Origin of the sequence: Corynebacterium lemuris (assembly GCF_024919295.1) — a bacterium.
Lineage (GTDB): Bacteria > Actinomycetota > Actinomycetes > Mycobacteriales > Mycobacteriaceae > Corynebacterium > Corynebacterium lemuris.
The window spans coordinates 98,116-123,686 of the sequence record NZ_JANWTC010000006.1 but is presented as its reverse complement, the minus strand read 5'-3'; the positions used below and the strand labels follow the sequence as shown (position 1 = coordinate 123,686).

The following is a 25,571-nucleotide window of genomic DNA, read 5'->3' as shown; positions in this document are numbered from 1 at the left end:
TTCAGAATCCCCGCGGGTCGAAGATGTTGCGGTGGCCCACGAAATCGAAGATGAAGCGCACGGCCGATTCCCGGTAGTTGAGGAACCGGCCCGTGCGCACCAGGTGGAGCACCTCATCGAGGTCCGCCCACCGCACCTGCTCGACCTCCTCGTTCGGCACGGCCAGCTGTGCCAGATCCACGTCCCGGTGCAGCAGGTAGAAATCGTCGAAGCCGTACTCGAAGTTGAAGGTGAAGCTCGGGCGGGCACCCGCCAGGTCAATGTCCAGGCCCAGTTCCTCGCGCACCTCCCGCATCGCGCCCTGCCGGCTGTTCTCCCCGGCGTGCACGCTGCCGCCGACAGTGAAGTCCCACAGCCCGGGCCAGTCCTTCTTGTTCAGCGTCCGCTTCTGGATGAGCATCTGCCCCGCCCCGTTGAACAGGCACACGTGCACCACCACGTGCAGCTGCCCGTCCACCAGGCCGTCCTGACGCACCCCGGTACGTCCCGTGGGCAGGCGGTCGGCGTCGAAGAGGTCCCACAGTTCGATCACGGCAGCCACTCCCCGGCGATGTGCCCGCGGTAGCCGTTGGCGCGCAGCTGCGCCACCCACTGCTCCAGCGGCAGCTCCCCGGTCCCCGGCGCCCCCCGCCCCGGGAGATCGGCGACCTGCACATGCTCGGGCACCACCCCCTCGAGCTCCACGGCGTCGTTGACGGCGAGGTGGTAGAGGTCGAGCAGGAGGCCACCGTGGTTGAGGAGCGGGGCGGCGTCGATAAGCGTCTTGACAGGATAATCCGGCGCACCGGAGATGGGCTCGATCATGGCCACTCCCCCGAAGCGCTTATCGACGTCCCCCGCCACCGCCGCGAAGCGCTCCACCTGCCGCGCCGTCAGCTGCGCCCCGCCGCGGCCGACGAGCAGGTTGAACCGTGGCACCCCGGTCAGCTGGTGGAAGCGCTCGACCGCATCGAGGTGCGCGGCCGGCATGTCGCGCTCATGCAGGATACCGCGGTCCCCGGCGGCCAAATCACCGCCGAACATGTTCAGCGCCACCAGGTTCAACCCGCGGCTGCGCAGCTCCCCCACCACGGCGTCGATCTCCGCGTCCGTGGGATCCGGGACGGGGAAAGGCCACCACAGTTCCACGTCGGTGGTCGTGGCGGCCTCCAACCCCTCGGTGAGGCTGGCACGGCCGATGGAGCAGTTCATCGCGGTGATCATGGCCCCACTCTACGATGAAGCCATGGACAAGATGGACAGGAAAGTTGCCGTGGTCACCGGCGCGGGCGGCGGCCTCGGCCGGACCTTCGCCACCGCACTCGCCGCCGAGGGCTGGGCCGTCGCGCTGCTGGGGCGCACCCACCGCACCCTCGAGGAGACCGCCGCGGGGCTTGCCGACGCGCTGGTCGTCCCCTGCGACATCTCCGACGAAGCCAGCGTGGCAGCCGCCTTCCAGGAGATCACCGGCCACTACGGGCGCCTCGACCTGCTGGTCAACAACGCCGGAATACCCGGCCCCACCGGCGAGATCCACACCATCTCCCCTGCCGAGTGGCGCGCCACCCTCGACACCAACATCACCGGTACCTTCCTGTGCACCCGGCAGGCCTTCGCGTGGATGGCCGCCAACGGGGGCGGACGCATCATCAACAACGGTTCCATCGCCGCCCACTCCCCGCGCGCCGGGGTGGGTGCCTACGCTGCCTCGAAGGCGGCGGTGGCCAGCCTGACGGTCTCGACATCCCTGGACGGTCGCCCCTACGGCATCACGGCGACCGAGCTGGACATCGGGAACGTGCGCACCGCGCTGCTGGGTTCCTTCACCGGTGCCGAGCCGATGTTCGACGCCGCCGAGGCTGCCCGTCTGCTCGTCGCGGTGGCCGCGATGCCGGCAGATGTGAGCGTGGACCAGGTGACCGTGACGGCTGCGGGCATGCCCTACCTGGGCCGGGGATAGCTGCAGGGCAGCAGGTCCGAACCCCCGAACCCCCGCCCGCAGCCAACGTACGACGACCGCGTCCACTTCCCACCCCGTCCGCCAGCCACCGGATGACCGGTACCCCGGGGGCTCCCGCAGCAGGGACTTAGATACCGAGCGGCTCACCACCAGTGGCGAGATGTTGCCCCCAGTTCTCCACATGAGGATTCTGCCGCAACAGGGCACGGCGTTGACGCTCCGTCAGACCACCCCACACACCGAACTCCTCCCGCCTATCCAACGCTTCGGCCCGGCACTGCTCCAGGACCGGGCAGGGTCGGCAGATCGCCACCGCTTTTCGCTGTTGTGCACCGCGCACGAAAAGCGCCTCGGGATCCTCCTGGCGGCACCGGGCGTTGAGGATCCAGTCCTCCCTTTCATCAAGAGATCCCTTGTTTTCCGGACGCGCGGGAGCATCCCATACGGGGGAACTGGGCCTACGTGTGCGGTGAAGGGACGTGGTCATCTGACTCTCCTCTACGGGATTGAACCCGGGACTGCTTGCTCAATTCTGCTGATTGCCTGCCATAAAATTAGTAAACAACTGTGAATGTGTCGAGGGTCCCTCCCCCCGCGCGACGCCCCCGCCGCTTGCCACATCAAGCAGCCGGGGAGGATCACACCCAAGGTGTCCCACTAATTTTCGACGCTGAAGAAAGGGCGGCGGCAACGCAAAGTTCAGCTGACGGGGCAGTTGGCGGAGAATGATTACCCTGCCATCTTCAAGCAATCACCCCCTGAGGTGCGGCAGCCCTGTCGCCACGGGCAAGCCGTCAGGGCCGCGGGGAAACGATGCCCCCACCCCCTGACCCCATCCGATCCGGTTACGATCCATCCAGTTCTCGACGCCGGGCAGGACAGTGTCAGCAGGCCCGCACGGCCAATAGGCAAGCAGGAGAGCCCTTCCGGGTTGGCAACCCTGCGGGATGGAGAAGCCATCGCCCGGAGCTGCACCTCGCGCTGACCAGACACCCTCCGAACCCCTCGGGGGCGACGTTTTCATAACAATTAGTGAATATAAACAATTACCTGACGCGGAATGCGTTAGCATTTTTTTATGTTTACCAGTGGGGGAAACGTTCCCCTTGTTGCGCTCGCAGAAGGTTCAGACCGGGCCGTGTATGTGGATGAGGTGACAGACAGGGCCACGGCCCGTCAGTTACTCGACCGGGTGCTCACCGTGGCTGATCTCATCGGTCTCCCGGAGGTGCATGTCTGGGCTGCAGCCGAGGCCCTTCCTTATCTTGCAGTGGCTGCGGGTGGGGTCAAGGACCTTCCCGAGGGCTTCCAGTTACGTGAGACCTCCGAGTGGCCCGCCCACATAGTGGAGGGGGGTCTGACGTGGTTGTCATGCGACCTGCCGGGGGACCTGGCGGCAATGGGATAAGTCTTGGCCTGCCGAAGAAGATCCAGGTGTTCACCGCCGTAGGTGCTGTTGCCACCCTGGCGGGGTGCGCAGCGATGGACCAGACCACCGCTCTGCAGGTGACAGTGAGCGGATACTCAGACCAGGTCGACAGGCAGGGGGCAGGGCAGGAAAGCTGCTCGTATTTCGACGGCTGGCTCAGCACTGGTGACGAGGTTGCCCTTCGCGATTCCAACGGGAAGACACTGGGGGTATCGCAACTGAGAGCCGACGAGCACGTGTCGAACAACCCCCCGGGGCCGGGTGAGGTCACGGTGATGTGCTCCTGGGAAGCGAGCTTCGAGGATGTTCCGATCCATTACTTTGCCCCTACCCTGCGGGTTGGTGAGTTCGGCGAGGTGTCACTCTCACGGGACAGCGTGACACAGGGCAACGTCCGTCTTCGCCCGCGTAGTGCGATGGGCGTGCTGGCCGGAGACGACGTGCTTTTCGAGGTCCGCTAAAGCCCTCCCCGTTACTTTGATGGTGTCCCCATAATGGGGATGGGGGCCGCCGGCCGGCGGTGGGTGTTTCCTACTGGCTCATCGTGACGTGCTCCCGCATGTTGCGGGTGCCGGTGTCGACCCAGATGGTGTTGTGCGCGATCCGGTCCATGCTCGCATCGGCATGCACCCCGGACCCGAGCCTCTGATGCCAGCCCCTCTTCGCATACTGGGTGCACAACACCGACAAGACACCAGTCCTGGCCAAGGCAATTGCCGAGTGGGAGGCGGAGGGAATCTGCCCGCCGACAGTGGAACACCGGCAGGTGAAATACCTTGGGCCGGGCAACGTGCCCGAAGGCGATCACGGACGGCGGAAACGGATCCCGGGGCCGAAGGAAGCGATCAAAAACCGGATTTCCGCCTACCGGACGTTGACAGGAATGGAAGCGATGCATTCATTACGGACAGGCCAGGGCACCATGTTCACCAACGGCCACCCGGCCCCAGACGCTGGGATCTTCAACCGGATATTCAAGGCAGCTTAAGCATCCCCGAGCACAGACAACTGATGCCCCGAGATTGAACTCTTCGACCCTGGCTCAACTTTGCAGCAGCACCGATTCACGTAACTTTCGCCAATTTCGTGACCCGGGACACATTACTGGGTAGCCTCTTGGATGTCAGGCACATCACGATCCCCAGGAGAGAACCGTCATGACCGCTGCCACCGACCAGTACACCGCCGCCGTCGTCGAGAAGTTCGGCCCCGAACTGGCCATCAGACAAATTGATCTGCCCGAACCCGGCAGGAACCAGGCCCTGGTAAAACTACACGCCAGCGGAATCTGCCATACCGACCTCCATGCAGCCGAGGGAGACTGGCCGGTCAAGCCGTCGCCGCCCTTCGTACCCGGCCACGAGGGTGTGGGCGAGGTTGTCAAGCTCGGACCGGGCGAGCACTCCGTTGCAGTTGGCGATATTGTGGGCAACGCCTGGCTGTGGTCGGCCTGCGGGAAATGCGAGTACTGTCGCACCGGCCGGGAGACCCTGTGCAACGAAGCCGAGTATGGCGGGTACACGGTCAACGGTTCTTTCGGTGAATACATGCTCGTGGACACCCGCTACTGTGCGCTCATCCCGGAGGGTGTTGACCCGGTCGAGGTCGCGCCCATCCTCTGCGCTGGTTTGACCGTCTACAAGGGTCTGAAGATGTCCGACACCAAGCCAGGGCAGTTCATGGTCATCTCCGGTGTCGGTGGCCTCGGGCACATTGCCGTGCAGTATGCCGTGGCCATGGGTATGCGCGTGATCGCCGTCGATATCGCCGAGGATAAGCTGGAACTGGCCCGCAAGAACGGGGCCGAGTTCACCGTCAACGCGACCGAGACTGATCCGGTGGCCGCGGTAAACGAGTACACCAATGGCGGAGCCCACGGGGTGGAGGTCACCGCGGTGCACCCGGACGCCTTCGGTCAGGCGATCGGTATGACGCGCAAGGGCGGCACAATTGTCTTCATCGGTCTACCGCCGGGGGATTTCCCGGCTCCGATCTTCGACATCGTGTTCAAGGGCCTGACCATCCGTGGTTCGCTGGTGGGCACCCGCCAGGACATGATCGAGGCGCTCGACTTCTATGCCAGGGGCAACATCCGTCCAACGGTCCGGGAGTGCGCCCTGGAAGATGTCAACGAGGTCTTTGAGGACCTGCGCCGGGGCCGGGTCGAAGGCCGGGTGTCGATCAGATACTGAAGCAGTTTCCCGCTCTCGCATCCTGGCGCATCGCCGCCAGGATCGCTCCTTCCACCACCTCTCCCTGAAAGCGTGTCGCTCCCCTCTTCAACTCAGGCATTCATCCCGAGAACGGCGGACAACCTGCTCAAGCTGTGCCGCCACCACAACCCCAAGACCAGCGGGTCCCTCCGCTGGGTGCAGACCTTCGTGCAGCGCCGCAACGCCCGCAACGAACGGGCCCGGGATGAGCTGTCAGATCAGACCCGAGACACCCCGGACCAGGGCGGTGACGCCACCGGCGGTGGCCAGGACGAGGGCGATGTTGCGTGCCCGTGGTCTGCTGACCTTCTCGCTGAGCCGGACTCCGATCCACAGGCCGAGGGCCATGCCGAGGAGGCCGACCGGCCAGATCAGCCAGTTGGTGTCGGTCAGTGAGCCCGCGCCGGAGAGGATCTTGGTGATGAACGACAGCGCGCCGGCCACCATGAAGATCGGCTGCAGGGTGGCGGCGAAGGACTGCTGTGGCCAGCGGGAGGCCTGCGCGTAGACGGTGATCGCCGGCCCGGCGATGCCGGCGAGGGTGTTCATGAAACCACCCGCGATGCCGGCCACGACAGCTGGGGCGGTGCCCTCGGCACGCGGGATGAAACTCTTTCCGAAGGTGGTCACCGCAAGGGCGATGAGCAGCAGCGCGCCGACAAGCGCCTGGAGGAGGGAGCCGGAGACCTCGCGCACCAGCAGGGCCGCGGGGACGGAGCCGACGATGAGCACCGAGCCGATGATGGCGAATTTGCGCCAGTCGACGTATTCGCGGACGGTGACCGTCGTGGCAGCCGCATTGAAGAAGGCCAGCACGTTGACCACGAGGATGCCCTCGACAGGCCCCATGATCACGGCGAGCACGGGGCCGGCGATGAGACCGAGCCCCATGCCGGAGATGCGCTGCATGGCGGAGCCCACCGCGACAATGAGGAAAATGAGGAGAAGTTCGGGAATCACCCGAACAGACTACCCGCGGGCGTCGCGGTACTTCGCCTCGACCGCCTCGACGACGGCGTCGGGAAGCAGGCCGCTCACGTCGCCGCCGTACTTGGCCACCTCCTTGAGCAGCGAGGAGGAGATGTAGCCGTATTTCTCGTCGGTGAGCAGGAAAAAGGTGTCCACGCCGGTCAACCGGCGGTTCATCTGCGCCATGGGCAGTTCATACTCGTAGTCCAGTGCGGTGCGCAGGCCCTTGACCAGGGCGGAGATCCCGTGCTTGGTGGTGTATTCCACAAGCAGGCCACCCCACCAGTCGACGCGGATGTTGGGGACGTCGCGGGTCACCTCGCGGATCAGCTCCATGCGTTCATCGATGGTGAACAGGCCTGTCCGCTTGTTCGGGTTGCCGGTGACCAGGACGGTGACTTCCTCGAAGTGGGCGGCAGCCCGACGGAAGATGTCCAGGTGACCCATGGTCACCGGATCGAATGAACCGGGGCAGACTGCTCTCACTGGGGGTCCTCTCGGTGGTAGACGGCCATGTCCATGCGTGCCATGCCGTAGGTGCGTTTCTTCAGCTTCTGGGTGGTGGGCGCATAACCCTCCGGCCAGTCGGTCTCGGGCGAGGAGCTGTGGCGCTCGACGACGACGGCGGCGCCGTCGACAAGCGCGGGGGCGAGGGCCTCGAGCATCTCGCGGACGGATTCGTCGGCGAGTTCATAGGGCGGATCGGCGAGCACCATGTCGAAGTAGTCGCGCGGAGCGTTCGCCAGGTAGGTCGACGCCTTCATCTCCTCGATCCGCACGGCCGGGTGCTTGACCACACCCGCGTTGTGCCGGATGATCTCCACCGCCGCGCGGTTGTTCTCCACGAGCACGACTTCCGCCGCACCCCGCGAGGCAGCCTCGAGGCCGAGGGCCCCGGAGCCGGCGAAAAGGTCGAGGACGCGTGCGTCGGTGAAGCCGAAACGCACCTGCAGGGAGGAGAACAGGCCCTCCCGGGCCCGGTCGGAGGTGGGGCGGGTGCCGGCGGGCGGGACCTTGATCCTCCGCCCGCGGGCCTCCCCGGAGATGATGCGGGTCATTGGTTGACCTCCAGCAGCAGCTGGCCGCCGAGAACATCGGAGAAGTCCTCCCGGGCCAGCCTGCCGACGGTGCCGGGGCCGGGGGCGAGCACCGGGGCCTCGAGCTTGACGGCCTCGACGGTGGCCAGGGCGTCACCGGTGGCGACGGTGTCACCGGCTGCGACGTGGTAGCGCACGATGCCGGCGAAAGGGGCACAGATATCCATGCCCTATACCCTAGCTTTTCTCCAGGAACTCCCGGTCAGTGCGGTCGATCTCCAGGACGACGCGCTGGGCGAGCAGCGGATGCCGGGCCACCAGCTCCGTGGCGTCGTGGGTGGCGCGTTCGATGAGGGCGTAGTCCTCGATGAGGTTGAGCAGCTTGACGGTGCGCGCTGTACCCGACTGGCTGGTGCCCAGCACATCACCCTCCTGGCGGTGGATGAGGTCGAGTTCGGCCAGCTGGAAGCCGTCGGTGGTGGCGGCCACGCCGGCAATCCGGCCGTCGTTGTCGTGGCGGGTGTGGAAGATGCACGTCGAGGCGTGCCCGCCACGGCCCACCCGGCCGCGGAGCTGGTGCAGCTGGGAGACACCGAAGTTCTCGGCCTCGCGGATGAGCATGACGGTGGCGTTGGGTACGTCGACGCCGACCTCGATGACGGTGGTGGCCACGAGGATCTGGATCTCCCCGGCGGCGAAGCGACCCATGATGTGGTCCTTGTCCTCGCTGCTCATCCGGCCGTGGAGGTAACCGACGGTGAAGTGGCGGAAGGGGCCGTGGCCGAGGAGCTCATAGACCTCGTGGACCCCGCCCTCGCCGTCGATACGCGGGCACACTACGTAGGCCTGCCGGCCGGCCTCCACCTCCCGGCCGATGCGGTTGATGGCCCACCGCACGCCGTCCGGCTTCGACTCGGGGATGACATAAGAGGTGATGGGTTTGCGGCCCCCGGGCAGCTCCCGCAGGGTGGAGACCTCCAGGTCGCCGAAAACGGTCATGGCGATAGTGCGTGGGATGGGGGTGGCCGTCATCACCAGCAGGTGCGGGGTCTGCCCCTCCCTCCCCTTCGCGCGCAGGCGGGCGCGCTGCTCCACACCGAAGCGGTGCTGCTCATCGACGACGACGAGGCCGAGGTCGAAGAACTCGACGGTGTCCTCGATGATCGCGTGGGTGCCCACCACGATGTCCGCCTGCCCGGAGACGATGTCGAGCAGTGCCTGGCGTTTGACGGCGACCGGCATGGAACCGGTCAGCGGCACCACCGAGACCGGCACCCCGGCGTCGGCGAGCAGGGCCGTGAGCGTGCGGGCATGCTGGACGGCGAGCACTTCGGTGGGGGCGAGCATGGCGCACTGGCGGCCCGCGTCAACGGCCTGGAGCATCGCCACCAGGGAGACGACCGTCTTTCCGGAGCCGACCTCGCCCTGCAGCAGCCGGCTCATCGGCTCACCCTGGCTGAGGTCCCCGGCGATCTCGCCGATGACGGTGCGCTGCCCCGCGGTCAGTTCATAGGGCAGGTCCCCGAGCAGGCGGGCACGGTGACCCTCCTCCACCGGGGTGAGTACGGGTGCATGGCGACGCAGCGTCTCCAGCCGGCGCAGCGCCATGACCAGACCGAGGGTGAGCGCCTCGTTGTATTTCAGCCGCTCCAGGTGCGGTTCCGGGCCCTCGGGGCCGGGGAAGTGGATGCCGCGGACAGCCTCGTCGAAGCTGACCAGACCGGCGGGCACCTCCCCGAGCGGTTCCGGTACCGGGGGCAGGGTGGTCAGGATGTGGCGGATGGCGGCCATGATCCGCCAGGAGGCCACCCGGCCGGTCGCCGGGTAGATGGGCACGTGGTCGAGATCGCGCAGCAGCTCATCGGGATCGCCGTACAGGGAGAGCGTCTTCAGGGAAGCGCTGCCGGCGGCCTTCTCCCCCGGCCGCGGCAGGATGAGGAAATCAGGGTGCTGCAGTTGCGGCTCACCCCGGTAGAACTTGAGTTTTCCGGCGAACATCGCCTTCGATCCCTCGCGCAGGACCCGGGCCACGTAGTGGGAGTTGAAGAAGGAGGCGGTGAATACGGTGCGGCCGTCGGTGATGGCCACGCGGATCACACCCTTGCCGTCGCGGGTGTTGAAGTGCCGCACGCCCATGACCTCACCGACGCAGGTGATCATGTCGCCCTCCTGGGCGTCCTCCGCGAGCACGCCGGAACCGTGGCGGGACCAGGCGCGCGGAGTGTGTTCGAGCAGGTCCTGGCACGTGACGTAGCCGAAGGCCTTGGTCAGGGCCGTGGCCTCCTTCTTCGGGAGGACATCGGCCAGCAGCCGGTCATCGGTCCAGCCCAGCACGGCTACTCGACCCCGATCTCCAGCAGGTGCCCCAGCCCGTCGGCGGGGTAGGCCATGACGTCGACGTGCAGGGCGGCATCGATCTTATCGACGTCCACCTCCGTCCCCGTCAGCAGGATCACGTGCTCGCCGCCCTCGGCCAGCAGCTCCCGGCAGGCGGCCTCTGCGGCTGCCTCCACGGTGGTGCGGACGTCCGCCGGCGTGAGGATCGCGGTGCGCATCGAGGCTGCGGCCTCGGACATGGTGTAGGCCGCAACCCCGGCCGGTGCCTGCGGGTCATGCACGCTCAATGCCGCGATACCGGAGACCAGCCTTCCGGTGGGCACGATGGTGAAGGACTGGTCAAGGGCGTGGGTGGCCCGTTCCACGGAGACCAGCTGGCGGCGGTCCAGCAGCCCGTTGGGCAGGAGGATCAGCTCCTCCGCGCTGGAGTTGCGCACCTCGGAGAGGATCCCGGAGACGACGTCCTCCCCCGGTGCCACCACCACCGCCCCGGCCTGCCGGTAGAGGTCTGCGACGGAGCCCGGCGGGGTGACCGCGACGATGACCCGGCGCGGGGTGGCCACCTGCGGGGCGTCGGGAAGCACCTCGATCCGCAGGTCGGAGACTTCCCCGGTGGCGTAGGCCGTCTCGATGACGCGGCCGGGTTCGCGGGAGTGGATGTGGACGCGGGCGCTGGTTTCGTCGATACGGGCGAGCACCAGGCTGTTGCCCAGGCCGGCCAGGGAGTCCTCGAGGGTGTCGAGGTCGCCGAGGAAGAAGAACATGACCTCGAGTTCGGCGGTGGGGCCGGTGGTGGTGCCGGTGGGGATGGCGGTGCTGGCGGCGGTGCCGCGGATCTCGGCGAGGAGTGCCTCCAACAGCACGAGGAAGCCCGCTCCCCCGGCGTCGACGACCCCGGCCTCGCGGAGCACGTCGAGTTGGGAGGGGGTGTTGGCCAAGGCGGTGCGGGCAGCGTCGACGGCCGCGGGGACGACCTCCTGCAGCTGCTCACCGGCGGCCTCCGCGGCGACGGCCGCTGCACGCAGCACGGTGATGACGGTGCCCTCGACCGGTTCGGCGATGGCGCGGTCGACCAGCTGCACCGCGAGTGTGAGGGCGCGGGCGATGCAGGCACCGTCGACACGTCCGTGGTCGGCGGAATCGGCGATGGCGCGCAGCACCTGGCTGAGCACGAGGCCGGAGTTGCCGCGCGCACCCCGCACGCTGCCGATGGCCAGGGCGCGGGCGACCTCCCCCACGCCCGGTTCCCCGGCCAGCCGTTCCGCCTCGGCCAGGGCCGCCTCCATGGTGTGGGCCATGTTGGAGCCGGTGTCCGCGTCCGGGACGGGAAAGACGTTGAGGGCGTTGATCTCCGCGCGGCGGGCGGACAGCTCTGCGACGGCCCGGGCCGCCCAGTCGTGGAGTCGGCTGCCGTCTAGCTCTCGCGGATAGGACATAACGCCGTAGTTTACAGCTGCCAGTCCACGGGTTCGGCTCCGACAGACTCCAGGAGCTCATTCGCCCGCGAAAAGGGGCGGGAGCCGAAGAAACCACGGGAGGCGGACAGCGGGGAGGGGTGCGGGGATTCGATGCGCGGGGTGTCGCCGAGGAAACGGCCGGTGGTCTGGGCGTCGCGGCCCCAGAGGATGGCCACCAGTGGTTGCTCCCGTTGTGCCAGGGCACGGATGGCGGCCTCGGTGACCTCTTCCCAGCCCCGGCCCCGGTGGGAACCGGCCTGGCCGGGGCGTACGGTGAGCACCCGGTTGAGCAGCAGCACCCCCTGCCGTGACCAGGGGCTCAGGTCGCCGTCAGTGGGTGCGGGTACACCGAGGTCGCCGGAGAGTTCGCGGAAGATGTTGGCCAGGCTGCGTGGCAGGGGGCGTACCCCGGGGCGGGTGGAGAAGCTCAGCCCCATGGCATGCCCCGGCGTGGGGTAGGGGTCCTGGCCGACGATGAGCACCTTGACCTGGTCGAAGGGGTCCTGGAAGGCGCGGAGGATGTCGTCGCCGGGTGGCAGGTAGGCGGGTTCGCTGCGCAGGAAGTCACCCAGGGCGTGGATGCGCTCCTCGACCGGTTCCAGTGCGGGCAGCCAGGACTTGTGGACGGGCAGCATCAGAAGCTCACCCAGCCCTGGCCGTAGCGGGGTTCCTCACCGTCGATGGTGACGCGTTCGCCGCGCACCACCCGGCCGATGGCGCGGAAACCGGAGGGCGGGTCGCCCGCGGTGGTGGCCAGCAGGGTGTGGTCCTCCCCGCCGGAGAGCACCCATTTCCAGGGGTCGGCCTCCAGCAGGTCGGCGGCCTCCATGATCAGGGGTGCGGGGCAGATGTCCGCGGAGTGCAGGTCGATGCCCACCCCCGAGCGGGAGGCGATGGTGTTCAGGTCCACGATCAGTCCGTCCGAGTTGTCGGTCATGGCGGTCGCCCCGGTGGCACGGGCGATGACGCCGCGGCCCGGGTCGAGGCGGGGGGCGCAGTGGGCGTCGATGAGCGGGGTGAATTTCTCCGGCACATGTTCCCGCCCGTAGCGCTCGAGCAGGGCCAGGCCGGCCGCGGACCAGCCGATGCGGCCGTGTGCGACGACCCGCTGGCCGGGGCGTGCGCGGTCGAGGGTCAGTTCCGGGCGGGAACCACCCAGGGAGCCGATGGCGGTGACGGAGAGCACCAGGTGGTCGCCCTCGGTGAGGTCCCCGCCGACGAGTTCCGCGGAGTACTCCCCCACCCGCTGGTGGATGCCGGTGGCCACCCCGCGTACCCAGTCCACCGGGGTGTGGCGGGGGGCGGAGACCGCCAGGAGCGCGGCGATGGGGCGTGCGCCCATCGCCTCGATATCCGCGAAATTCTGCACGATCGACTTCTGGCCGATCTCCTCCGGCGTGGACCAGCCGACCTTGAAGTGACGGCCCTCCACCAGCATGTCCGTGGTGGCCACTGCCCGGGAGTTCGGGGAGGCGTGGCTGAGCACCGCGGCGTCGTCGCCGTTGCGTGAGGATGGCGCCGCCTCAATGATCGCCTTGATCGTGCCGTGTTCACCGACCTCCCCGAGCGTCGGGCCGGAATAGTGGGCGGGGAAGATGGTCACGCCAACCCTTTCGATAGACTCGCAGCCTATGAGCTCCGCTGCTTCCTCCCAACCTAGTCGTTCCGGCAAGACCGCCGTCTACCTGTCCCTGGTTCTGGCGGTGGCCCTGGTCATCGGTGTTGTCCTCGGGGCCAAAGTCGTTTTCGACCGGGCAGCCAAGCAGCCCGTGGTCATGAGTGAACTGCCCGCCCCGCTGGCGGATTCCCGGGAGTGCGCCGACTTCATCGCCGGTCTACCGGAGGAACTGGTCGGGCATGACCGGGCCGAGATCGTCGAACCCGTGCCCGCCGGCGCCGCGGCCTGGACCTCCAGCTCCGTGGAGCGGGTGACCCTGCGCTGCGGCGTCGACCTGCCCTTCCAGTACACCGACTACGCCCCCACCGAGACCATCGAGGGGGTCGAGTGGCTGCGGATCACCGACGCCACCCCGGGTTCCACCCTGTCCTCCTGGTACACCGTCGACCGGGAGCAGGTCGTGGCGGTCACCGCTGACGAGGAGTCCCTGGGGCGTGCCGGCAACCCGGTCGCCGACCTCGCCGAGAACGTCTCCGCCCTGCCGGCCGCCGAACACGAGCCCTACCCCGCCCCGCTCTCCCAGCTGGCTGCTGCGGAGAACACCGGTGACCGCTGCGTGGCTCTCATGGCCGCTCTGCCGGAGACCATCGCGGAGGACTACGGGCGTATCGACGTCGCCGAGCCCCGCACCGCCGCGTGGACCGCCCCGGGTCTCGAGCCCGTCGTCCTGCGCTGCGGTGTCGCCCCGCCGGAGAACTACCGTCCGGGTCTGCAGCTCAACCAGGTCAACGACATCGTCTGGTTCGAGGACACCACCCTGGCCAACGGCACCACGTCCTCGACCTGGTTCGCCCTCGGCCGCGACATCGACATCGCCGTCAGCGTCCCTCAGGCGACGGGCAACGCCGCCGTCGTGGAGCTGGGCGAGATCATCGCCGCGGAGACTGACACGCAGTAGTGACGAGGACGTCGAGAAGCTCCTCGTAGGGCACGCCTGAGGCGGCGAACATCTGCGGGTACATCGAGATCGGCGTGAAACCCGGCATGGTGTTGATCTCGTTGAGCACCGGGCCCTCCTCCGTGAGGAAGAAGTCGACGCGTGCCAGACCCTGGCAGTTCAGCGCCCGGAAGGTCTCGATCGCCATCTCCCGGAGCCGGTTGTTGGTCTCCTCGCCGAAAGGTGCCGGGATGGTCGGGGTGACCACGTCGTCGAGGTATTTCGTCTCGAAGCCGTAGAAACCCTCATCCGAGTCGTTGGTGTTGTTCAGCTTCGCCGGCACGGAGGCCACCAGCGTGCCGTCCGGGTACTCGAGGACACCGACCTCGACCTCGGCTCCGACCAGCTCGGCCTCGATGATGACCTTGGTGTCGGATTCCCGCGCCAGCGCCACGGCCGCCGGCAGCTGCGACCAGTCGCTCACCTTCGACACCCCGATGGAGGAACCGCCGCGGGCGGGTTTGACGAAGACGGGCAGGCCCAGCATGTGGCGCTGCTTCTCGTCCAGATCATCCTGTCCCTCGCGCAGGATCACCTCAGCGGTGATGGGCAGGCCCTCTGCCGCGGCGAGCTTCTTCGTGAACTCCTTGTCCATGCCGCAGGCCGAGGACAGCACACCCGTGCCCACATACGGCACACACGCCATCTCGAGCATGCCCTGGATGGTGCCGTCCTCACCGAAGGGGCCGTGCAGGACCGGGAAGACGACGTCGAGGCGGGCGTGCTCCGTGCCGGCGGTGAGGTTGCGCACCAGGCCGCGTTCGGCCGGGTTGAAGGAGAGCGAGAGCTCCACACCGGGCACCACGGAGGGCAGCTGCCCCTCCTTGATCATCAGCGCCGTGGGATCGGCCTCACCCACCGTCCACATCCCCTCACGGGTGATGCCGATCGGCACGACCTCGTATCTGGACGGGTCGAGGTGCGACATCACCGCACCCGCGGACACGCACGACACTGAATGCTCGCTGCTGCGGCCGCCGTAGATGACACCGACCGTGATGCGCTGTGGTTGTTCCATGACGGATCAGCCTACCGGGTTGTACTCCGCCTTCTTGGAGCGACCCATCAGTGCCGCGATCATGTCGCGGACGTCCAGGCCGCGGTGACACACGGCGTAGACGGCCTGGGTGATGGGCATCTCCACCTTGTTGGCCCCGGCCAGCTGGTGGATCGAATTCGAGGAGATCACGCCCTCGGCGACCTGACCGTGGGTGGCCTTCATCGCCTCCTCCAGCGTGCCGCCCTCACCGAGGCGGACACCGAAGGAACGGTTGCGCGAGAGCGGGGAGGTGCAGGTGGCCACCAGGTCACCCAGGCCGGCCAACCCCGCGAAGGTGCGCTGATCGGCGCCGAGTTCCTCGCCCAGACGGGAGATCTCGGCAAGTCCCCGGGTGACGATGGTGGCCAGGGTGTTCTCGCCGAAACCCAGGCCGGCGGCCACACCGCAGGCCAGGGCGATGACGTTCTTGCAGGCGCCACCCAGTTCCACGCCGACGACATCGGTGTTGGTGTAAGGGCGCAGGTAGGGGGTGGCCACCGCTGTCTGCACCAGCTTGGCCCGTTCCTCATCCGCGCAGGCGATGACGGTGGCGGCGGGCTGCTCCAGGGCGATCTCGCGGGCGAGGTTCGGCCCGGAGAGCACCGCGATGCGGTCGGTCTCCGCCCCGGTGATCTCGGCGATGACCTGACTCATCCGCAGATGGGTGTCGGTCTCGATGCCCTTCGAGATGCTCACCAACGTGGAATCCGCCGGCAGCAGCGGGGTCCAGGCCTTGAGGTTGTCGCGCATCGTCTGGCTGGGGACGGCGAAGATGACGATGTCCGCGTCCGCGAGAGCCAGGACGGCGTCATCGGTCGCGGTCACAGCTTCGGGCAGCCGGATGTCCGGCAGGTAGTCCGGGTTGGCGCGGGTACGCTGGATCTGTTCCGCCAGTTCCGTGCGGCGGGCCCAGAGGGAGACGGTGCTGCCGCCGTCGGCGAAGACCTTGCCCAGGGTGGTGCCCCATGAACCTGCCCCCATGATCGCGACCTTGACCACTCGCTGCTCCCTACATTCTCTAGACGTCCGTTGGAAACCAGCTTAAAGGATGCGTTGGTCCTGCGAATCGGGCGGAGGTGGGTGAAAATGGTGGGAACCGTATCCGAGACCGACCGAGGAGAGTCATGGCGAAGAATCCGCTGCCCCACGAGGTGGACAAGGACCAGGGGCCGGAACTGCTGGTCAATGGTCGACACCAGGTGATTCCGGCGGATCCGGCGAAGGAGTTCAAACGCGCGATGCTCGCTGCCGGAGCCGTGCTGTGGCGCGGGGACATCACGGACCTGGACACCGTGGAGGTGGCCGTCATCCATCGCCCCGCCTACGACGACTGGTCCCTGGCGAAGGGGAAGGTCGACCCGGGAGAATCGCTGCCCACCACCGCCGCCCGGGAGATCCTGGAGGAGACCGGCTTCGAGATCGGCCTGGGCAAACTCCTGGGCAAGGTGACCTACCCCGTGCTCGACCGCATGAAGGTCGTCTACTACTGGACGGGTGAGGTCCTCAGCGGGGAGTTCACCCCCAACGCAGAGGTCGACGAGCTGCGCTGGCTGCCGCTGGCCCAGGCCCGGGAGCTGCTCAGCTACGAGGTGGACCGGCACGTGCTGGACAAGGCGGAGAAACGTTTCCGTCTGCCCGCCACCTCCCGGGTGCTCTACGTGCGTCACGCCCGGGCCCACAGTCGGCGCAACTGGGAGGGCGATGACAACCTGCGCCCCCTGGACAAGAAGGGCCGGCGCCAGGCGGAGATGCTCGTGCCCATGCTCCTGCCCTATAAACCCACCGCTGTCTATTCCGCCGAGCCGGACCGCTGCCAGGCGACGGCGGCCCCCCTGGCTGATGAACTCAACGTCGAGGTCACCGTGGATCCGTTGTTCGGGGACGAGGCGTGGACCGCCAACCAGGTGGCCTGCCAGCGGCGTTTCACCGAGCTGATCGAGGCCGGTGGCACCTCCGTCGTGGTCTCCCAGGGCGAGTCCGTCCCCCACATGATCGCCTGGCTGAGCGCGAACGGGCGGTTGCCGCTGGATGAGATCGAGGCGAAGAAGGGTTCGGTGTGGGTGCTGTCCTTCAACGGGGGCCAGCTGACGGGGGCGGATTATCTGGCCAGCCCTCTTCCTGCGAAATAGAGTGGTGGCTATGCCTGAGGATACTGAGATCACAGCCCGCCGCGACACGGTCGGCACCTGGACCGTGAGCAACGCCTTCGGCGCGGAGCTGCGCATCGGCGCCCCCGGTGAGGAGGGGGCCTTCTCCCCCGGTGAGTTGCTGCAAGCGGCGCTGGCCGCCTGCTCGGTGCTCTCCGCCGATGTCCAGCTCGCCCACCATCTGGGTGCGGATTATGAGGCCACCGCCACCGTCGAGGGGGTCGACGATGAGGAGGAGGGGCGGGTCGCTGAACTGCGGGCCACCATCTCCCCGGACATGTCGGCGCTGGACCCGGCGGAGCAGGAGAAGCTCATCACCCGTGCCGAGCGGGTCATCGAGCGGTTGTGCGCCATCAAACGCAGCCTCAACCACGGGGTCGAGGCCACCGCCGAGGTCCGCCTCTCATGAAGCCACGGAAAACGCCCCCGACCGGTTGAGCGGTCGGGAGCGTCAGTCGGCTGTTTAGGCCTCCGCGGTGATCGTCGGCTTGAAGGTCGGGCGCTTCGCCTCGTAGGCGGTGATGTCGGCCTCCTTGCGCAGGGTCAGGCCGATGTCGTCCAGGCCCTCCATGAGGCGCCAGCGGGTGTAGTCGTCGACGGAGAACTGGTAGGTGTTCTCCCCGGCGGTGACGGTGCGGGACTCCAGGTCGACGGTGATCTCCAGGCCCGGCTCGGCCTCCAGCTGCTTCCACAGCAGCTCGATGTCGGCCTCCTCCATCTGGGCGGCGAGCAGGCCGGCCTTGCCGGAGTTGCCGCGGAAGATGTCGGCGAAGCGCGGGGAGAGCACGACGCGGAAGCCGTAGTCCATGAGCGCCCAGACGGCGTGCTCACGGGAGGAGCCGGTGCCGAAGTCGGGGCCGGCGACGAGCACGGAACCCTTGTCGTAGGGCTCCTGGTTGAGGATGAAGTCCTCGTCCTTGCGCCAGCCGGCGAACAGGCCGTCTTCGAAGCCGGTGCGGGTGACACGCTTGAGGTAGACGGCGGGGATGATCTGGTCGGTGTCGACGTTGGAGCGGGTCAGCGGCACGCCGACGCCGGTGTGGGTGGTGAACTTCTCCATGGTTTTTCTCCTTAGAGGTCGGCGGGGCTGGCCAGGTGGCCGAGGACGGCGGTGGCGGCGGCCACCGGCGGGGAAACCAGGTGGGTGCGGCCACCAGGGCCCTGGCGGCCCTCGAAGTTGCGGTTGGAGGTCGAGGCGGAACGTTCGCCCGGCTGGAGCTGGTCGGGGTTCATGCCCAGGCACATGGAGCAGCCGGCGGTGCGCCACTCGGCGCCGAAGTCCGTGAAGACCTTATCCAGGCCCTCCTCCTCGGCCTGCTGCTTGACCATCGTCGAACTCGGCACGACGAGCATGCGGGTGTTCGCGGCGATGGTGCGGCCCTTGACCACCTCAGCGGCCTCGCGCAGGTCCTCGATCCGCGCGTTGGTGCACGAACCCAGGAAGACGGTGTCGATGGTGATCTCACGCAGGGGGGTGCCCGGGGTCAGGTCCATGTAGGTCAGGGCCTTCTCCGCGGCGGCCTTGTCGGCCTCGTTGGTGAAGTCCTCCGGGTCCGGCACGTCCGCGCCCAGGGGCAGGCCCTGGCCGGGGTTGGTGCCCCAGGTGACGAACGGGGTCAGGGCGGAGCCGTCGATCTCGACGACGGTGTCGAATTCGGCACCCTCGTCGGTGGGCAGGGTCTTCCAGTACTCGACCGCGGCGTCCCAGTCGGCACCCTTCGGCGCGAACTCGCGGCCCTGGACGTACTCGAAGGTCTTCTCGTCCGGAGCGACCATGCCGGCACGCGCGCCGGCCTCGATGGACATGTTGCAGATGGTCATCCGCGCCTCCATCGAGAGGTTGCGGATGGCCTCGCCGCGGTACTCGATGATGTGTCCCTGGCCGCCGCCGGTGCCGATCTTGGCGATGATCGCCAGGATGAGGTCCTTGGCGGTCACCCCCTCCTGCAGCGTTCCTGTGACCTCGATGGCCATGGTCTTGAAGGGTTTGAGGGAGAGCGTCTGGGTGGCCATGACGTGCTCGACCTCGGAGGTGCCGATGCCCATGGCGATGGAACCGAAGGCGCCGTGGGTGGAGGTGTGGGAGTCGCCGCAGACAATGGTCATGCCCGGCTGGGTGGCGCCCAGCTGCGGGCCGACGGTGTGGACGATGCCCTGGTTGATGTCACCCATCGGGTGCAGGCGGATGCCGAATTCCGCGCAGTTCTTGCGCAGGGTCTCCACCTGGATGCGCGAGGTCGCCTCCTTGATCTCCAGCAGGGAGCCGGAGACGATGCCCTCGGTGGGTACGTTGTGGTCCTCGGTGGCCAGGTGCAGGTCGGGGCGGCGGAGCTTCCGGCCGGCCATACGCAGTCCGTCAAAGGCCTGCGGGGAGGTCACCTCGTGGAGGAGCTGCAGGTCGATGTAGATAAGATCGGGCTCCCCGTTCTCGCCCTTGGCGACGATGTGGTCGTTCCACACCTTCTCGGCCAGCGTCAGCTTCTCGGCCATGGATGTCCACCTTTCCCTCAGAGAAATCTCACAACATGAGATGTTAGTATCGCGGTATGGGACAGTATAGCGCAGTTTCCGGGATCAAGGTTCTCGACCGCTCCGTGGCGATCATGACGGCCGTGGCCCCGCATCCGCTCTCACTCACCGAGCTCTGCGAGACCACCGGCCTGCCACGTGCCACCGCGCACCGCCTGGCCACTGCTCTGGAGATCCACGGCATTCTCGCCCGCGGGGAGGACGGCCGCTGGAAGACCGGGCCCGTCCTGACCACCCTGGGCACCGGCGGCAAGGACCAGCTCATCGCCGCCGCCACCCCGGTGATGACCCGCCTCGTGGACACCACCGGCGAATCCGTGCAGCTCTACCAGCTCACCGGCACCTCACGCACCTGCGTCGCCGCGAAGGAGCCGCCCGTCGGCCTGCAGAACACCGTCCCCGTCGGCGCCCAGCTGCCCCTGACCTCCGGTTCGGCAGCCAAGGTCTTCCTCACCTTCGGTTCCAAGGAACTGCGGGAGTCCCTGCTTGCCGACGCCCGCTTCTCCCCCACCGACCTCGACGAGGTCCGGGCCCGCGGCTGGAGCGAATCCGTCTCCGAGCGCGAGGTCGGCTTGGCCTCCCTCTCCGCCCCGGTGTTCACGCCCGCCGGCCAGTTCATCGCCGTGCTCTCCGTCTCCGGGCCGGCCGAACGCCTGCGTCCCCACCCCGGTGAGAAGTGGGGCGCGGAACTCGCGGCCGCCGCCCGCCACCTCTCGGGCACACTCTAGATGTCGATGTCGTCGAGGGTGCCCGCCGGCCAGACCACGTTCTTCGCCAGCGGGATCTGGTGCGAGGCACTCTCCAGGATGTGCATGAAGTAGCCCGCGGTGTTGGGGATGGCGATGACGTCCCCGGCACGCACACCCTGCGGGAAGCGGATGCGCCGACGCAGGATGAGCTCGTCCTCGATGCAGTAGGCACCGACGAGATAGGCCTCGACCTCCTCCCCGCCGGTGTGTTCCGTGAGGTGGATGGGGTCGACGAGGTAGTCGTCGGAGGTGGTGCGGCACTGGGTGCGGTTCATCGCCAGTCCGACCAGCGGCACACCGTCGCTGCGGGTCTTCACGAAGGCCACCTCCGCCAGGATCAGGCCGCAGCCGTCGAGCAGGCTGCGCCCCGGTTCGAGGTGCAGGCGCAGGCCCCGGTCAACCAGCCCCTCCGCGATCCCCTCGGCGAGCACCTCCCGCAGCCACGCCCCGCGTACCGGTGCCTGGTGGAAGGGGTAGACGTTGGCCAGCGGATCGGACTTCCAGGTGAAGGGGGTGGCGTAGCCGTCAAGCACCGCCCGGCGCGCCTGCTGGTAGTCCTCCCACTGCTGCCCGTCATCCAGGTAGCTCATGGGCACACCGCCGCCCAGGTCGATGAAGGAGGGGTCGTGCCCGGCGGTGCGGAGGGTGTCGATAAGCGAGAAACACTCGCGCAATGCGGTGGCGCGGTCGGTCGCCGAGTAACCGTGGAGGTGGACGTGGAGGCCGACGATGTCCACCCCTGCGACCGGGCCGGCGAGGTGCACAGCCCAGTCGCGGGAGCGCTCCCCGAAACGTGTCGGCGGCAGCAGCCCGGGATCGGGGGCGACCCGGGGGGCGACATGCGCCCGGCGGCCGGCGGTGAGCGCCGAGATGCGCTCGAGTTCGGCGCGGGAATCGGCGGAGATGGTCACCTGGTTGGCGATCGCCAGCTCAAGCAGGCGGTCCGGTTTGATCGCCGCCGAGAGGATGATGCGCTCCCCCGGCACCCCGCGGGCCAGCACCTGGGCGAGTTCGTTTTCGCTGGCGACGTCCACGCCGTGCCCGGCATCGCGGACCGCGTCGACGAAGGCCAGCGCCTTGTTGGCCTTGCGGGCGAAGAAGATGCGGGTGTCCACCCCGCAGTCCGCGCCGGCGGCCACCAGCTCCTGAATGTTGCCGGGCATCGGCCCCGGATCCAGAACATTGACGGGGCTGCCGAATTCAGCCAGCAGCTCCCGGCAGGCCGGCAGATCGGAGGTCAGTTCCTGCGCCCAGGGGTCCAGCCGCGCGGTCAACGGCGGGATACCGTGTGCCTGCTGCGGCCCGGGGATGACCCGGCGCGCCCAGCGCGGGATGACGTCGTGGAGGGTGCGCGAGAGGGTGTCGTTGCCGAGCACCACGTCCTCGGTCATCCGCCCCACGGCGGCGAGGGTGTGCTGTCCCACCACGGTGCCGTCCGGTTCGACGTCGAGACCCCGGGTGCCGGGGCGGATACGCGCCAGCCCCTGCTCCACCAGCCGGGCGCACAGCGTGCCGGGCACGACCCCGGGCGGTGGGATGACGGCGTCGATGACCACCGTCGCGCCCAGTTCGCGGGCGAGCCCGTCGAGGGGTTCGCTCCCGCGGTGCAGGTGGGAGATGTCCACCCGCCCGGCGTCGATGAGCTCCTGCAGATGATCCGCGCTCTCCGGGGGCGGGCCGAAGGCGATGCGTTCCATACGGCGGGCCAGTTCACCGAAACCTTCGAGGCTGTCGCGCCCGGCGTAGGAGGCCCGTTCCACGATCGCCGGGTAGAGGTCGCGCCAGGCGATGCCGGCGGCCCAGTCGTCGTCGGTGCTGCCGGTGCGTGCCAGCAGCTGCGCGGCGGTGTCCTTGAGGACCGCCAGCAGCCCGGGCATGTCCGCCACCTGGCGGATGTGTTCCTGCCCGGCGTCGATGATGTCGCGGACCTGCTCCGCATCCACCTCCGGTTTGACCGTCATGAGCTGGCCTGTGCGGGTGACGGGGATGAAGACCTCCGGGGAGCAAGCCCGGATGATGTCGATGAAGGTCAGGGCGGCCCCGCGGACCAGCACCCGGTCCTGTGGTCCGATGCGGGCGAGATTGCCCACCGGATAGGGCGATTCGATCAGCCGCACGCCCCCCGGCAGCTGCCCGCGGGACAGTGCACCCGGCCAGTCGGCGGCGTGGCCGGTGGCCAGCAGGACTTCGTCGGCAAGCAACCCCGCGACCAGCCAGCGCTCGCCCTGCGGCTCGATCCGCTCCACATGGATGTCGTGCCGGGTGAAACGGCAACGCGGGGGCAGGTGCTCCCCGAGCGCCGCCCAGGAATCCCGCAGGAACTCCCCCACCAGGCGCCGCGGCGGGAAGGGGTCGTCGTGCACCCCCCGCCAGTCATCAAAACTGCCCAGCTGCGTGCGGACCACCGAGGAACGCACATTGATCAGCCATTCCTCCGGCTGCCCTGGATCATAGGCCGGGCAGCGGCCGTCATCGAAGACGTGCAGATCCACCGCTGCGCCCCGTTCGCGGGCGAGCCCGAGCAGTTCCTCCGCCGCCCACAGGCCCCGCGGCCCGCCACCGATGACCGCAACCGTGATCACAGGTTCGCCTCCACCCAGTCGTCGTTGTAGATCGTGTCCAGGTAGCGCGTCCCGTTGTCATGCAGGATGAGCACCACCTCGCTGCCCGGCGCCAACTCCGGCAGGAGCTTCTCGACGCCCGCCGCCACCGCCCCGCCAGAGGCCCCCGGAAGGATGGCCTCCAGCTTCGCCAGCCGGCGGGCGCCGGCCACCGAATCGCGGTCGCTGATGCGCAGCACCTGGTGTGGTTTCACCGAGTTGGCGAGCTCCGGGACCATGCCCGCCCCGAAACCGGGCAGATGCCTCGGGCCGGGAGCGCCCTCAAAGAGCACCGAACCTTCCGCGTCAACTGCCGTGACCTGCGTGTGCAGGCCCTGTGCGTTGATATGCCGCAGACAACCACCCACCGTGCCGGTGGTGCTCACCGCCACCACGAGATGGTCCGGGGCGTGCCCCAGCTGCTGGAGGATCTCCGTCATCGTGCCCTCGGCATGGGCGCGGAAGGCCTCCGGGTTGGAGTACTGGTCCAGGCACTGCGCGCCGTCAATCTCCCTGAGCAGCTCCCCCACCCGGGTGCGCCGGGCGGTGAGCCAGTCCCCCGTGGCGGGGTCCGGCTCCGTGATCTCGTGGACGACCGCGCCCAGGGCCTGCATATGGGCGATCGTGGAGCGGTTGGTCCGGGGATCCACGACGCAGTGGAAGGTCCAGCCACCGAGGACGGCCTCCTGGGCGAGCGCCACACCCAGGTTCCCGGAACTGGATTCGACCACCACATCCCCCGGCCGCAGGGTGCTGGCGACGACCATGGCGTGGGCGGTCCGGTCCTTGGCGCTGCCGCCGGGGTTGAAGCTCTCGAGCTTCGCCCAGACAGTGACGTCATGACCGGCGGTGAACCGGTCGAGTCGCACCAGCGGGGTATTACCGATGGTATCGGCGAGAGTGACGCCGTACGAGACATGCATGCGGGAAATATTACGCGAAATCGTTCTCACAGGCCGTGGAAGAGCTCCACCTGGCGGGCAAGTTCCCGGTTGAGTGCCAGGCCCGGCATCCGCTGCTCCACAACCCGGTTGATCTGCGCGTACCACCACTGCTGCTGTTGCCTGCCTGAGTTGAAGCGCTCCCACAGTGCCTCCCCCAGGGTGGCATGGTCATCGAGGATGGACAGTAGGTTGTGCAGCTTGTCGGCGCACGCGATGAGCACGGACTCCACCGGGGCGTGGTGTTCCAGATGATCCAGGTAGGCGTCGGCCCGGTCCTGCCAGTCCGGCAGGGTGTCATCTTTGGTCAGACCGAGCACGATGCCGGTGACCCGGTCACCGAACTCCGCCCGCATGCGTGCCTCCGGATAGTTCTCCGGCACGTCCTCCAGGGTGTCGTGGAAGAGCGCGGCGATGAGGATGTCCTCGTCATCAGTCACCTGGGAGACCAGGTGCATCACCGCGTACAGGTGCGCGATGTACGGGATGCCTGAACCCTTGCGCACCTGGTCGCGGTGGTTGAGGGCCGCTGTGTTCATCGCGTGCATGAGTCGGTGGCTGAGCATCAGTACGGGGTCTTGTCCGCTTTATCCATCCACTCGCCGAAGACCTCGCGCGCACGTTCATCCGGGACGTGTTCGAAGGGGATGAGACGTTCCCCGATCGGCTTGTCCAGCTCCCGGTAGATGAGGGAATCATCGAAGTCGATGTCGGCGGCGTCCTCCCGGGTGTTGGCGAACCAGACCTTCCCCAGCCGCGCCCAGTAGATCGCGCCGAAACACATCGGGCAGGGTTCGCAGCTGGCGTAGAGCTCACAGTCGGACAGATCAAAACGGTCGAGTTTTTCCGTGGCGCGGCGGATGGCCACCATCTCGGCGTGGTTGGTCGGGTCGTTGGTGAGCAGCACACGGTTGGTGCCCTCGGCGATGATCTCACCGTCGCGCACCACCACCGCCCCGAAGGGGCCGCCCTCGTTGGCCCGCATGCCCTCCCGGGACAGCTCGATTGCTCGTGTCAGGAATTCCTGGTTCATGATTCCACCCTATTGACTGAAGGCCGTGTGGTAGCTGACCTCGCCTGTCGGCGGCGGGGTCTCCGTGAACGGCAGGGCGAGGAAGTACTCCGCTGGCACGCCCGGATAAACCAGTCCCGTGACCTGCCGGAAACCGAAGCGGGTGTAGAACTCCGGTTCGCCGAGCAGCACCGCCCCCGCCGCACCGGCCCCGCGCAAGGTGTCCAGGACATGTTCCATGAGCAGGCTGCCGATTCCCCTGCCCTGCCGGTCGGGGCGCACCGCCACCGGCCCGATGCCGTACCAGCCGGCGGTTGTACCACCGATGCTCACCGGGGAGGCGGCAACATGTCCTGTCACTTCCCCGTCCTGTTCCGCGACAAGGGAGACGGTGAGTGCCCCGACATCCCGCAGGGCGTCCACAATGGCCGGCTCCGATCCGTCGGAATGCTCCACGCCGGCGAAGGCCTGCGTGACGACATCACGCACCACCTCAACGTCCCCGGTGGTCTCTGGTCGGATGTGCAGCTGGTTCATGACACCCCAGCCTACGTACGT

At 67.9% G+C, this 25,571-nt stretch carries 28 protein-coding genes and 2 pseudogenes; 9 read left to right on the top strand and 21 right to left on the bottom strand.

Translation table 11 applies throughout. The features are described 5' to 3' along the window. Window position 1: 1 nt before the first annotated feature. Together NYP18_RS09610 and NYP18_RS09605 are read right to left on the bottom strand one after the other, a co-directional pair. Window positions 2-532 carry an NUDIX hydrolase gene (locus NYP18_RS09610; RefSeq protein WP_259427979.1) on the bottom strand — a complete coding sequence of 177 codons (531 nt, stop codon included), beginning with the start codon at window positions 530-532 and terminating at the stop codon, window positions 2-4. Continuing rightward, window positions 529-1,203 carry a TIM barrel protein gene (locus tag NYP18_RS09605; protein ID WP_259427978.1) on the bottom strand — a complete coding sequence of 225 codons (675 nt, stop codon included), beginning with the start codon at window positions 1,201-1,203 and terminating at the stop codon, window positions 529-531. The genes NYP18_RS09610 and NYP18_RS09605 overlap by 4 nt, the downstream gene beginning before the upstream one ends. On the opposite strand from NYP18_RS09605, the gene NYP18_RS09600 reads away from it, so the two are divergent. Then, on the top strand, window positions 1,178-1,939 hold the full coding sequence (locus tag NYP18_RS09600; RefSeq protein ID WP_369415252.1) for an SDR family oxidoreductase: 762 nt from the start codon (window positions 1,178-1,180) through the stop codon (window positions 1,937-1,939). The two genes, NYP18_RS09605 and NYP18_RS09600, sit on opposite strands and share 26 nt — an antisense overlap. Before the next feature lie 127 nt (window positions 1,940-2,066). Here the strand turns inward: NYP18_RS09600 and NYP18_RS09595 are convergent, their stop codons facing one another. Then, the gene (locus tag NYP18_RS09595; protein ID WP_259427977.1) at window positions 2,067-2,426 is read right to left on the bottom strand and encodes a WhiB family transcriptional regulator; all 360 of its coding nucleotides are present in this window, start codon (window positions 2,424-2,426) and stop codon (window positions 2,067-2,069) included. 666 nt (window positions 2,427-3,092) lie between these two features. Between NYP18_RS09595 and NYP18_RS09590 the strand changes: the two genes are divergently transcribed. Together NYP18_RS09590 and NYP18_RS09585 are read left to right on the top strand one after the other, a co-directional pair. Then, window positions 3,093-3,347, top strand: coding sequence for a hypothetical protein (locus NYP18_RS09590; RefSeq protein ID WP_259427976.1), 255 nt, complete (start codon window positions 3,093-3,095; stop codon window positions 3,345-3,347). A 74-nt stretch (window positions 3,348-3,421) separates the two neighbouring features. Then, window positions 3,422-3,829: a hypothetical protein gene (locus NYP18_RS09585; RefSeq protein WP_259427975.1), complete on the top strand. Its 408-nt coding sequence runs from the start codon at window positions 3,422-3,424 to the stop codon at window positions 3,827-3,829. A 70-nt stretch (window positions 3,830-3,899) separates the two neighbouring features. On the opposite strand, the pseudogene NYP18_RS15600 reads toward NYP18_RS09585, so the two are convergent. Then, window positions 3,900-4,055 (bottom strand): annotated as a pseudogene (locus NYP18_RS15600) (ATP-binding protein); the annotation flags it as partial. On the opposite strand from NYP18_RS15600, the pseudogene NYP18_RS09575 reads away from it, so the two are divergent. Further along, window positions 4,042-4,356: pseudogene (locus tag NYP18_RS09575) on the top strand (DDE-type integrase/transposase/recombinase); the annotation flags it as partial. The pseudogenes NYP18_RS15600 and NYP18_RS09575 overlap by 14 nt on opposite strands. Before the next feature lie 169 nt (window positions 4,357-4,525). Then, window positions 4,526-5,560 carry an alcohol dehydrogenase AdhP gene (adhP, locus tag NYP18_RS09570; protein WP_259427974.1) on the top strand — a complete coding sequence of 345 codons (1,035 nt, stop codon included), beginning with the start codon at window positions 4,526-4,528 and terminating at the stop codon, window positions 5,558-5,560. A gap of 234 nt (window positions 5,561-5,794) precedes the next feature. Here adhP and NYP18_RS09565 read toward each other — a convergent pair whose 3' ends face one another. From NYP18_RS09565 to NYP18_RS09530, 8 genes are read right to left on the bottom strand one after another with little or no spacing between them, the layout of a single operon-like run. Further along, window positions 5,795-6,541, bottom strand: coding sequence for a sulfite exporter TauE/SafE family protein (locus tag NYP18_RS09565; protein WP_439648079.1), 747 nt, complete (start codon window positions 6,539-6,541; stop codon window positions 5,795-5,797). Window positions 6,542-6,550: 9 nt separating this feature from the next. Beyond that, window positions 6,551-7,036 (bottom strand): pantetheine-phosphate adenylyltransferase, encoded by a 486-nt coding sequence (gene coaD, locus NYP18_RS09560; RefSeq protein ID WP_259427973.1) that lies wholly within the window; start codon window positions 7,034-7,036, stop codon window positions 6,551-6,553. Then, window positions 7,033-7,608, bottom strand: a complete 576-nt coding sequence (gene rsmD, locus NYP18_RS09555) for a 16S rRNA (guanine(966)-N(2))-methyltransferase RsmD (protein ID WP_259427972.1) — start codon at window positions 7,606-7,608, stop codon at window positions 7,033-7,035. Before rsmD ends, coaD begins: the two co-directional genes overlap by 4 nt. Then, complete coding sequence (locus NYP18_RS09550; protein ID WP_259427971.1) at window positions 7,605-7,814, bottom strand: biotin/lipoyl-containing protein; 210 nt, start codon at window positions 7,812-7,814, stop codon at window positions 7,605-7,607. The genes rsmD and NYP18_RS09550 overlap by 4 nt, the downstream gene beginning before the upstream one ends. Window positions 7,815-7,824: 10 nt before the next feature. Beyond that, complete coding sequence (locus NYP18_RS09545; protein WP_259427970.1) at window positions 7,825-9,921, bottom strand: ATP-dependent DNA helicase RecG; 2,097 nt, start codon at window positions 9,919-9,921, stop codon at window positions 7,825-7,827. 2 nt (window positions 9,922-9,923) lie between these two features. Further along, a complete protein-coding gene (locus NYP18_RS09540; protein ID WP_259427969.1) occupies window positions 9,924-11,360 on the bottom strand; it encodes a DAK2 domain-containing protein in 1,437 nt (478 codons plus the stop codon). Between the two features lie 11 nt (window positions 11,361-11,371). Further along, window positions 11,372-12,016: a uracil-DNA glycosylase gene (locus tag NYP18_RS09535; RefSeq protein WP_259427968.1), complete on the bottom strand. Its 645-nt coding sequence runs from the start codon at window positions 12,014-12,016 to the stop codon at window positions 11,372-11,374. Further along, a complete protein-coding gene (locus NYP18_RS09530; RefSeq protein WP_259427967.1) occupies window positions 12,016-12,984 on the bottom strand; it encodes a thiamine-phosphate kinase in 969 nt (322 codons plus the stop codon). Before NYP18_RS09530 ends, NYP18_RS09535 begins: the two co-directional genes overlap by 1 nt. A gap of 28 nt (window positions 12,985-13,012) precedes the next feature. Between NYP18_RS09530 and NYP18_RS09525 the strand changes: the two genes are divergently transcribed. Continuing rightward, window positions 13,013-13,957: a DUF3515 domain-containing protein gene (locus tag NYP18_RS09525; RefSeq protein ID WP_259427966.1), complete on the top strand. Its 945-nt coding sequence runs from the start codon at window positions 13,013-13,015 to the stop codon at window positions 13,955-13,957. Here NYP18_RS09525 and NYP18_RS09520 read toward each other — a convergent pair. Then, window positions 13,929-15,014 carry a D-alanine--D-alanine ligase family protein gene (locus tag NYP18_RS09520; RefSeq protein ID WP_259427965.1) on the bottom strand — a complete coding sequence of 362 codons (1,086 nt, stop codon included), beginning with the start codon at window positions 15,012-15,014 and terminating at the stop codon, window positions 13,929-13,931. The genes NYP18_RS09525 and NYP18_RS09520 overlap by 29 nt on opposite strands. A gap of 6 nt (window positions 15,015-15,020) precedes the next feature. Continuing rightward, window positions 15,021-16,034 carry an NAD(P)H-dependent glycerol-3-phosphate dehydrogenase gene (locus NYP18_RS09515; RefSeq protein WP_259427964.1) on the bottom strand — a complete coding sequence of 338 codons (1,014 nt, stop codon included), beginning with the start codon at window positions 16,032-16,034 and terminating at the stop codon, window positions 15,021-15,023. A gap of 125 nt (window positions 16,035-16,159) precedes the next feature. On the opposite strand from NYP18_RS09515, the gene NYP18_RS09510 reads away from it, so the two are divergent. Both NYP18_RS09510 and NYP18_RS09505 read left to right on the top strand, forming a co-directional pair. Next, complete coding sequence (locus NYP18_RS09510; RefSeq protein WP_259427963.1) at window positions 16,160-17,164, top strand: NUDIX hydrolase; 1,005 nt, start codon at window positions 16,160-16,162, stop codon at window positions 17,162-17,164. A gap of 10 nt (window positions 17,165-17,174) precedes the next feature. Further along, complete coding sequence (locus tag NYP18_RS09505; RefSeq protein WP_259427962.1) at window positions 17,175-17,591, top strand: OsmC family protein; 417 nt, start codon at window positions 17,175-17,177, stop codon at window positions 17,589-17,591. Window positions 17,592-17,645: 54 nt separating this feature from the next. Here the strand turns inward: NYP18_RS09505 and leuD are convergent, their stop codons facing one another. Both leuD and leuC read right to left on the bottom strand, forming a co-directional pair. Further along, window positions 17,646-18,242, bottom strand: coding sequence for a 3-isopropylmalate dehydratase small subunit (gene leuD / locus NYP18_RS09500; RefSeq protein ID WP_259427961.1), 597 nt, complete (start codon window positions 18,240-18,242; stop codon window positions 17,646-17,648). Between the two features lie 11 nt (window positions 18,243-18,253). Then, window positions 18,254-19,672 carry a 3-isopropylmalate dehydratase large subunit gene (leuC, locus tag NYP18_RS09495; RefSeq protein ID WP_259427960.1) on the bottom strand — a complete coding sequence of 473 codons (1,419 nt, stop codon included), beginning with the start codon at window positions 19,670-19,672 and terminating at the stop codon, window positions 18,254-18,256. Between the two features lie 56 nt (window positions 19,673-19,728). Here leuC and NYP18_RS09490 point away from each other — a divergent pair, with 56 nt between their 5' ends. Continuing rightward, on the top strand, window positions 19,729-20,439 hold the full coding sequence (locus NYP18_RS09490) for an IclR family transcriptional regulator (protein ID WP_259427959.1): 711 nt from the start codon (window positions 19,729-19,731) through the stop codon (window positions 20,437-20,439). Here the strand turns inward: NYP18_RS09490 and NYP18_RS09485 are convergent. From NYP18_RS09485 to NYP18_RS09465, 5 genes are read right to left on the bottom strand one after another with little or no spacing between them, the layout of a single operon-like run. Next, window positions 20,436-23,042, bottom strand: coding sequence for an FAD/NAD(P)-binding protein (locus NYP18_RS09485; RefSeq protein ID WP_259427958.1), 2,607 nt, complete (start codon window positions 23,040-23,042; stop codon window positions 20,436-20,438). The genes NYP18_RS09490 and NYP18_RS09485 overlap by 4 nt on opposite strands. After that, window positions 23,039-23,983: a pyridoxal-phosphate dependent enzyme gene (locus NYP18_RS09480; protein ID WP_259427957.1), complete on the bottom strand. Its 945-nt coding sequence runs from the start codon at window positions 23,981-23,983 to the stop codon at window positions 23,039-23,041. Before NYP18_RS09480 ends, NYP18_RS09485 begins: the two co-directional genes overlap by 4 nt. 26 nt (window positions 23,984-24,009) lie before the next feature. Further along, window positions 24,010-24,567, bottom strand: a complete 558-nt coding sequence (locus tag NYP18_RS09475; protein WP_259427956.1) for an HD domain-containing protein — start codon at window positions 24,565-24,567, stop codon at window positions 24,010-24,012. After that, window positions 24,567-25,034 (bottom strand): nucleoside deaminase, encoded by a 468-nt coding sequence (locus tag NYP18_RS09470; RefSeq protein ID WP_304503754.1) that lies wholly within the window; start codon window positions 25,032-25,034, stop codon window positions 24,567-24,569. Before NYP18_RS09470 ends, NYP18_RS09475 begins: the two co-directional genes overlap by 1 nt. 9 nt (window positions 25,035-25,043) lie before the next feature. Beyond that, the gene (locus NYP18_RS09465; RefSeq protein WP_259427955.1) at window positions 25,044-25,550 is read right to left on the bottom strand and encodes a GNAT family N-acetyltransferase; all 507 of its coding nucleotides are present in this window, start codon (window positions 25,548-25,550) and stop codon (window positions 25,044-25,046) included. Window positions 25,551-25,571 lie beyond the last annotated feature (21 nt).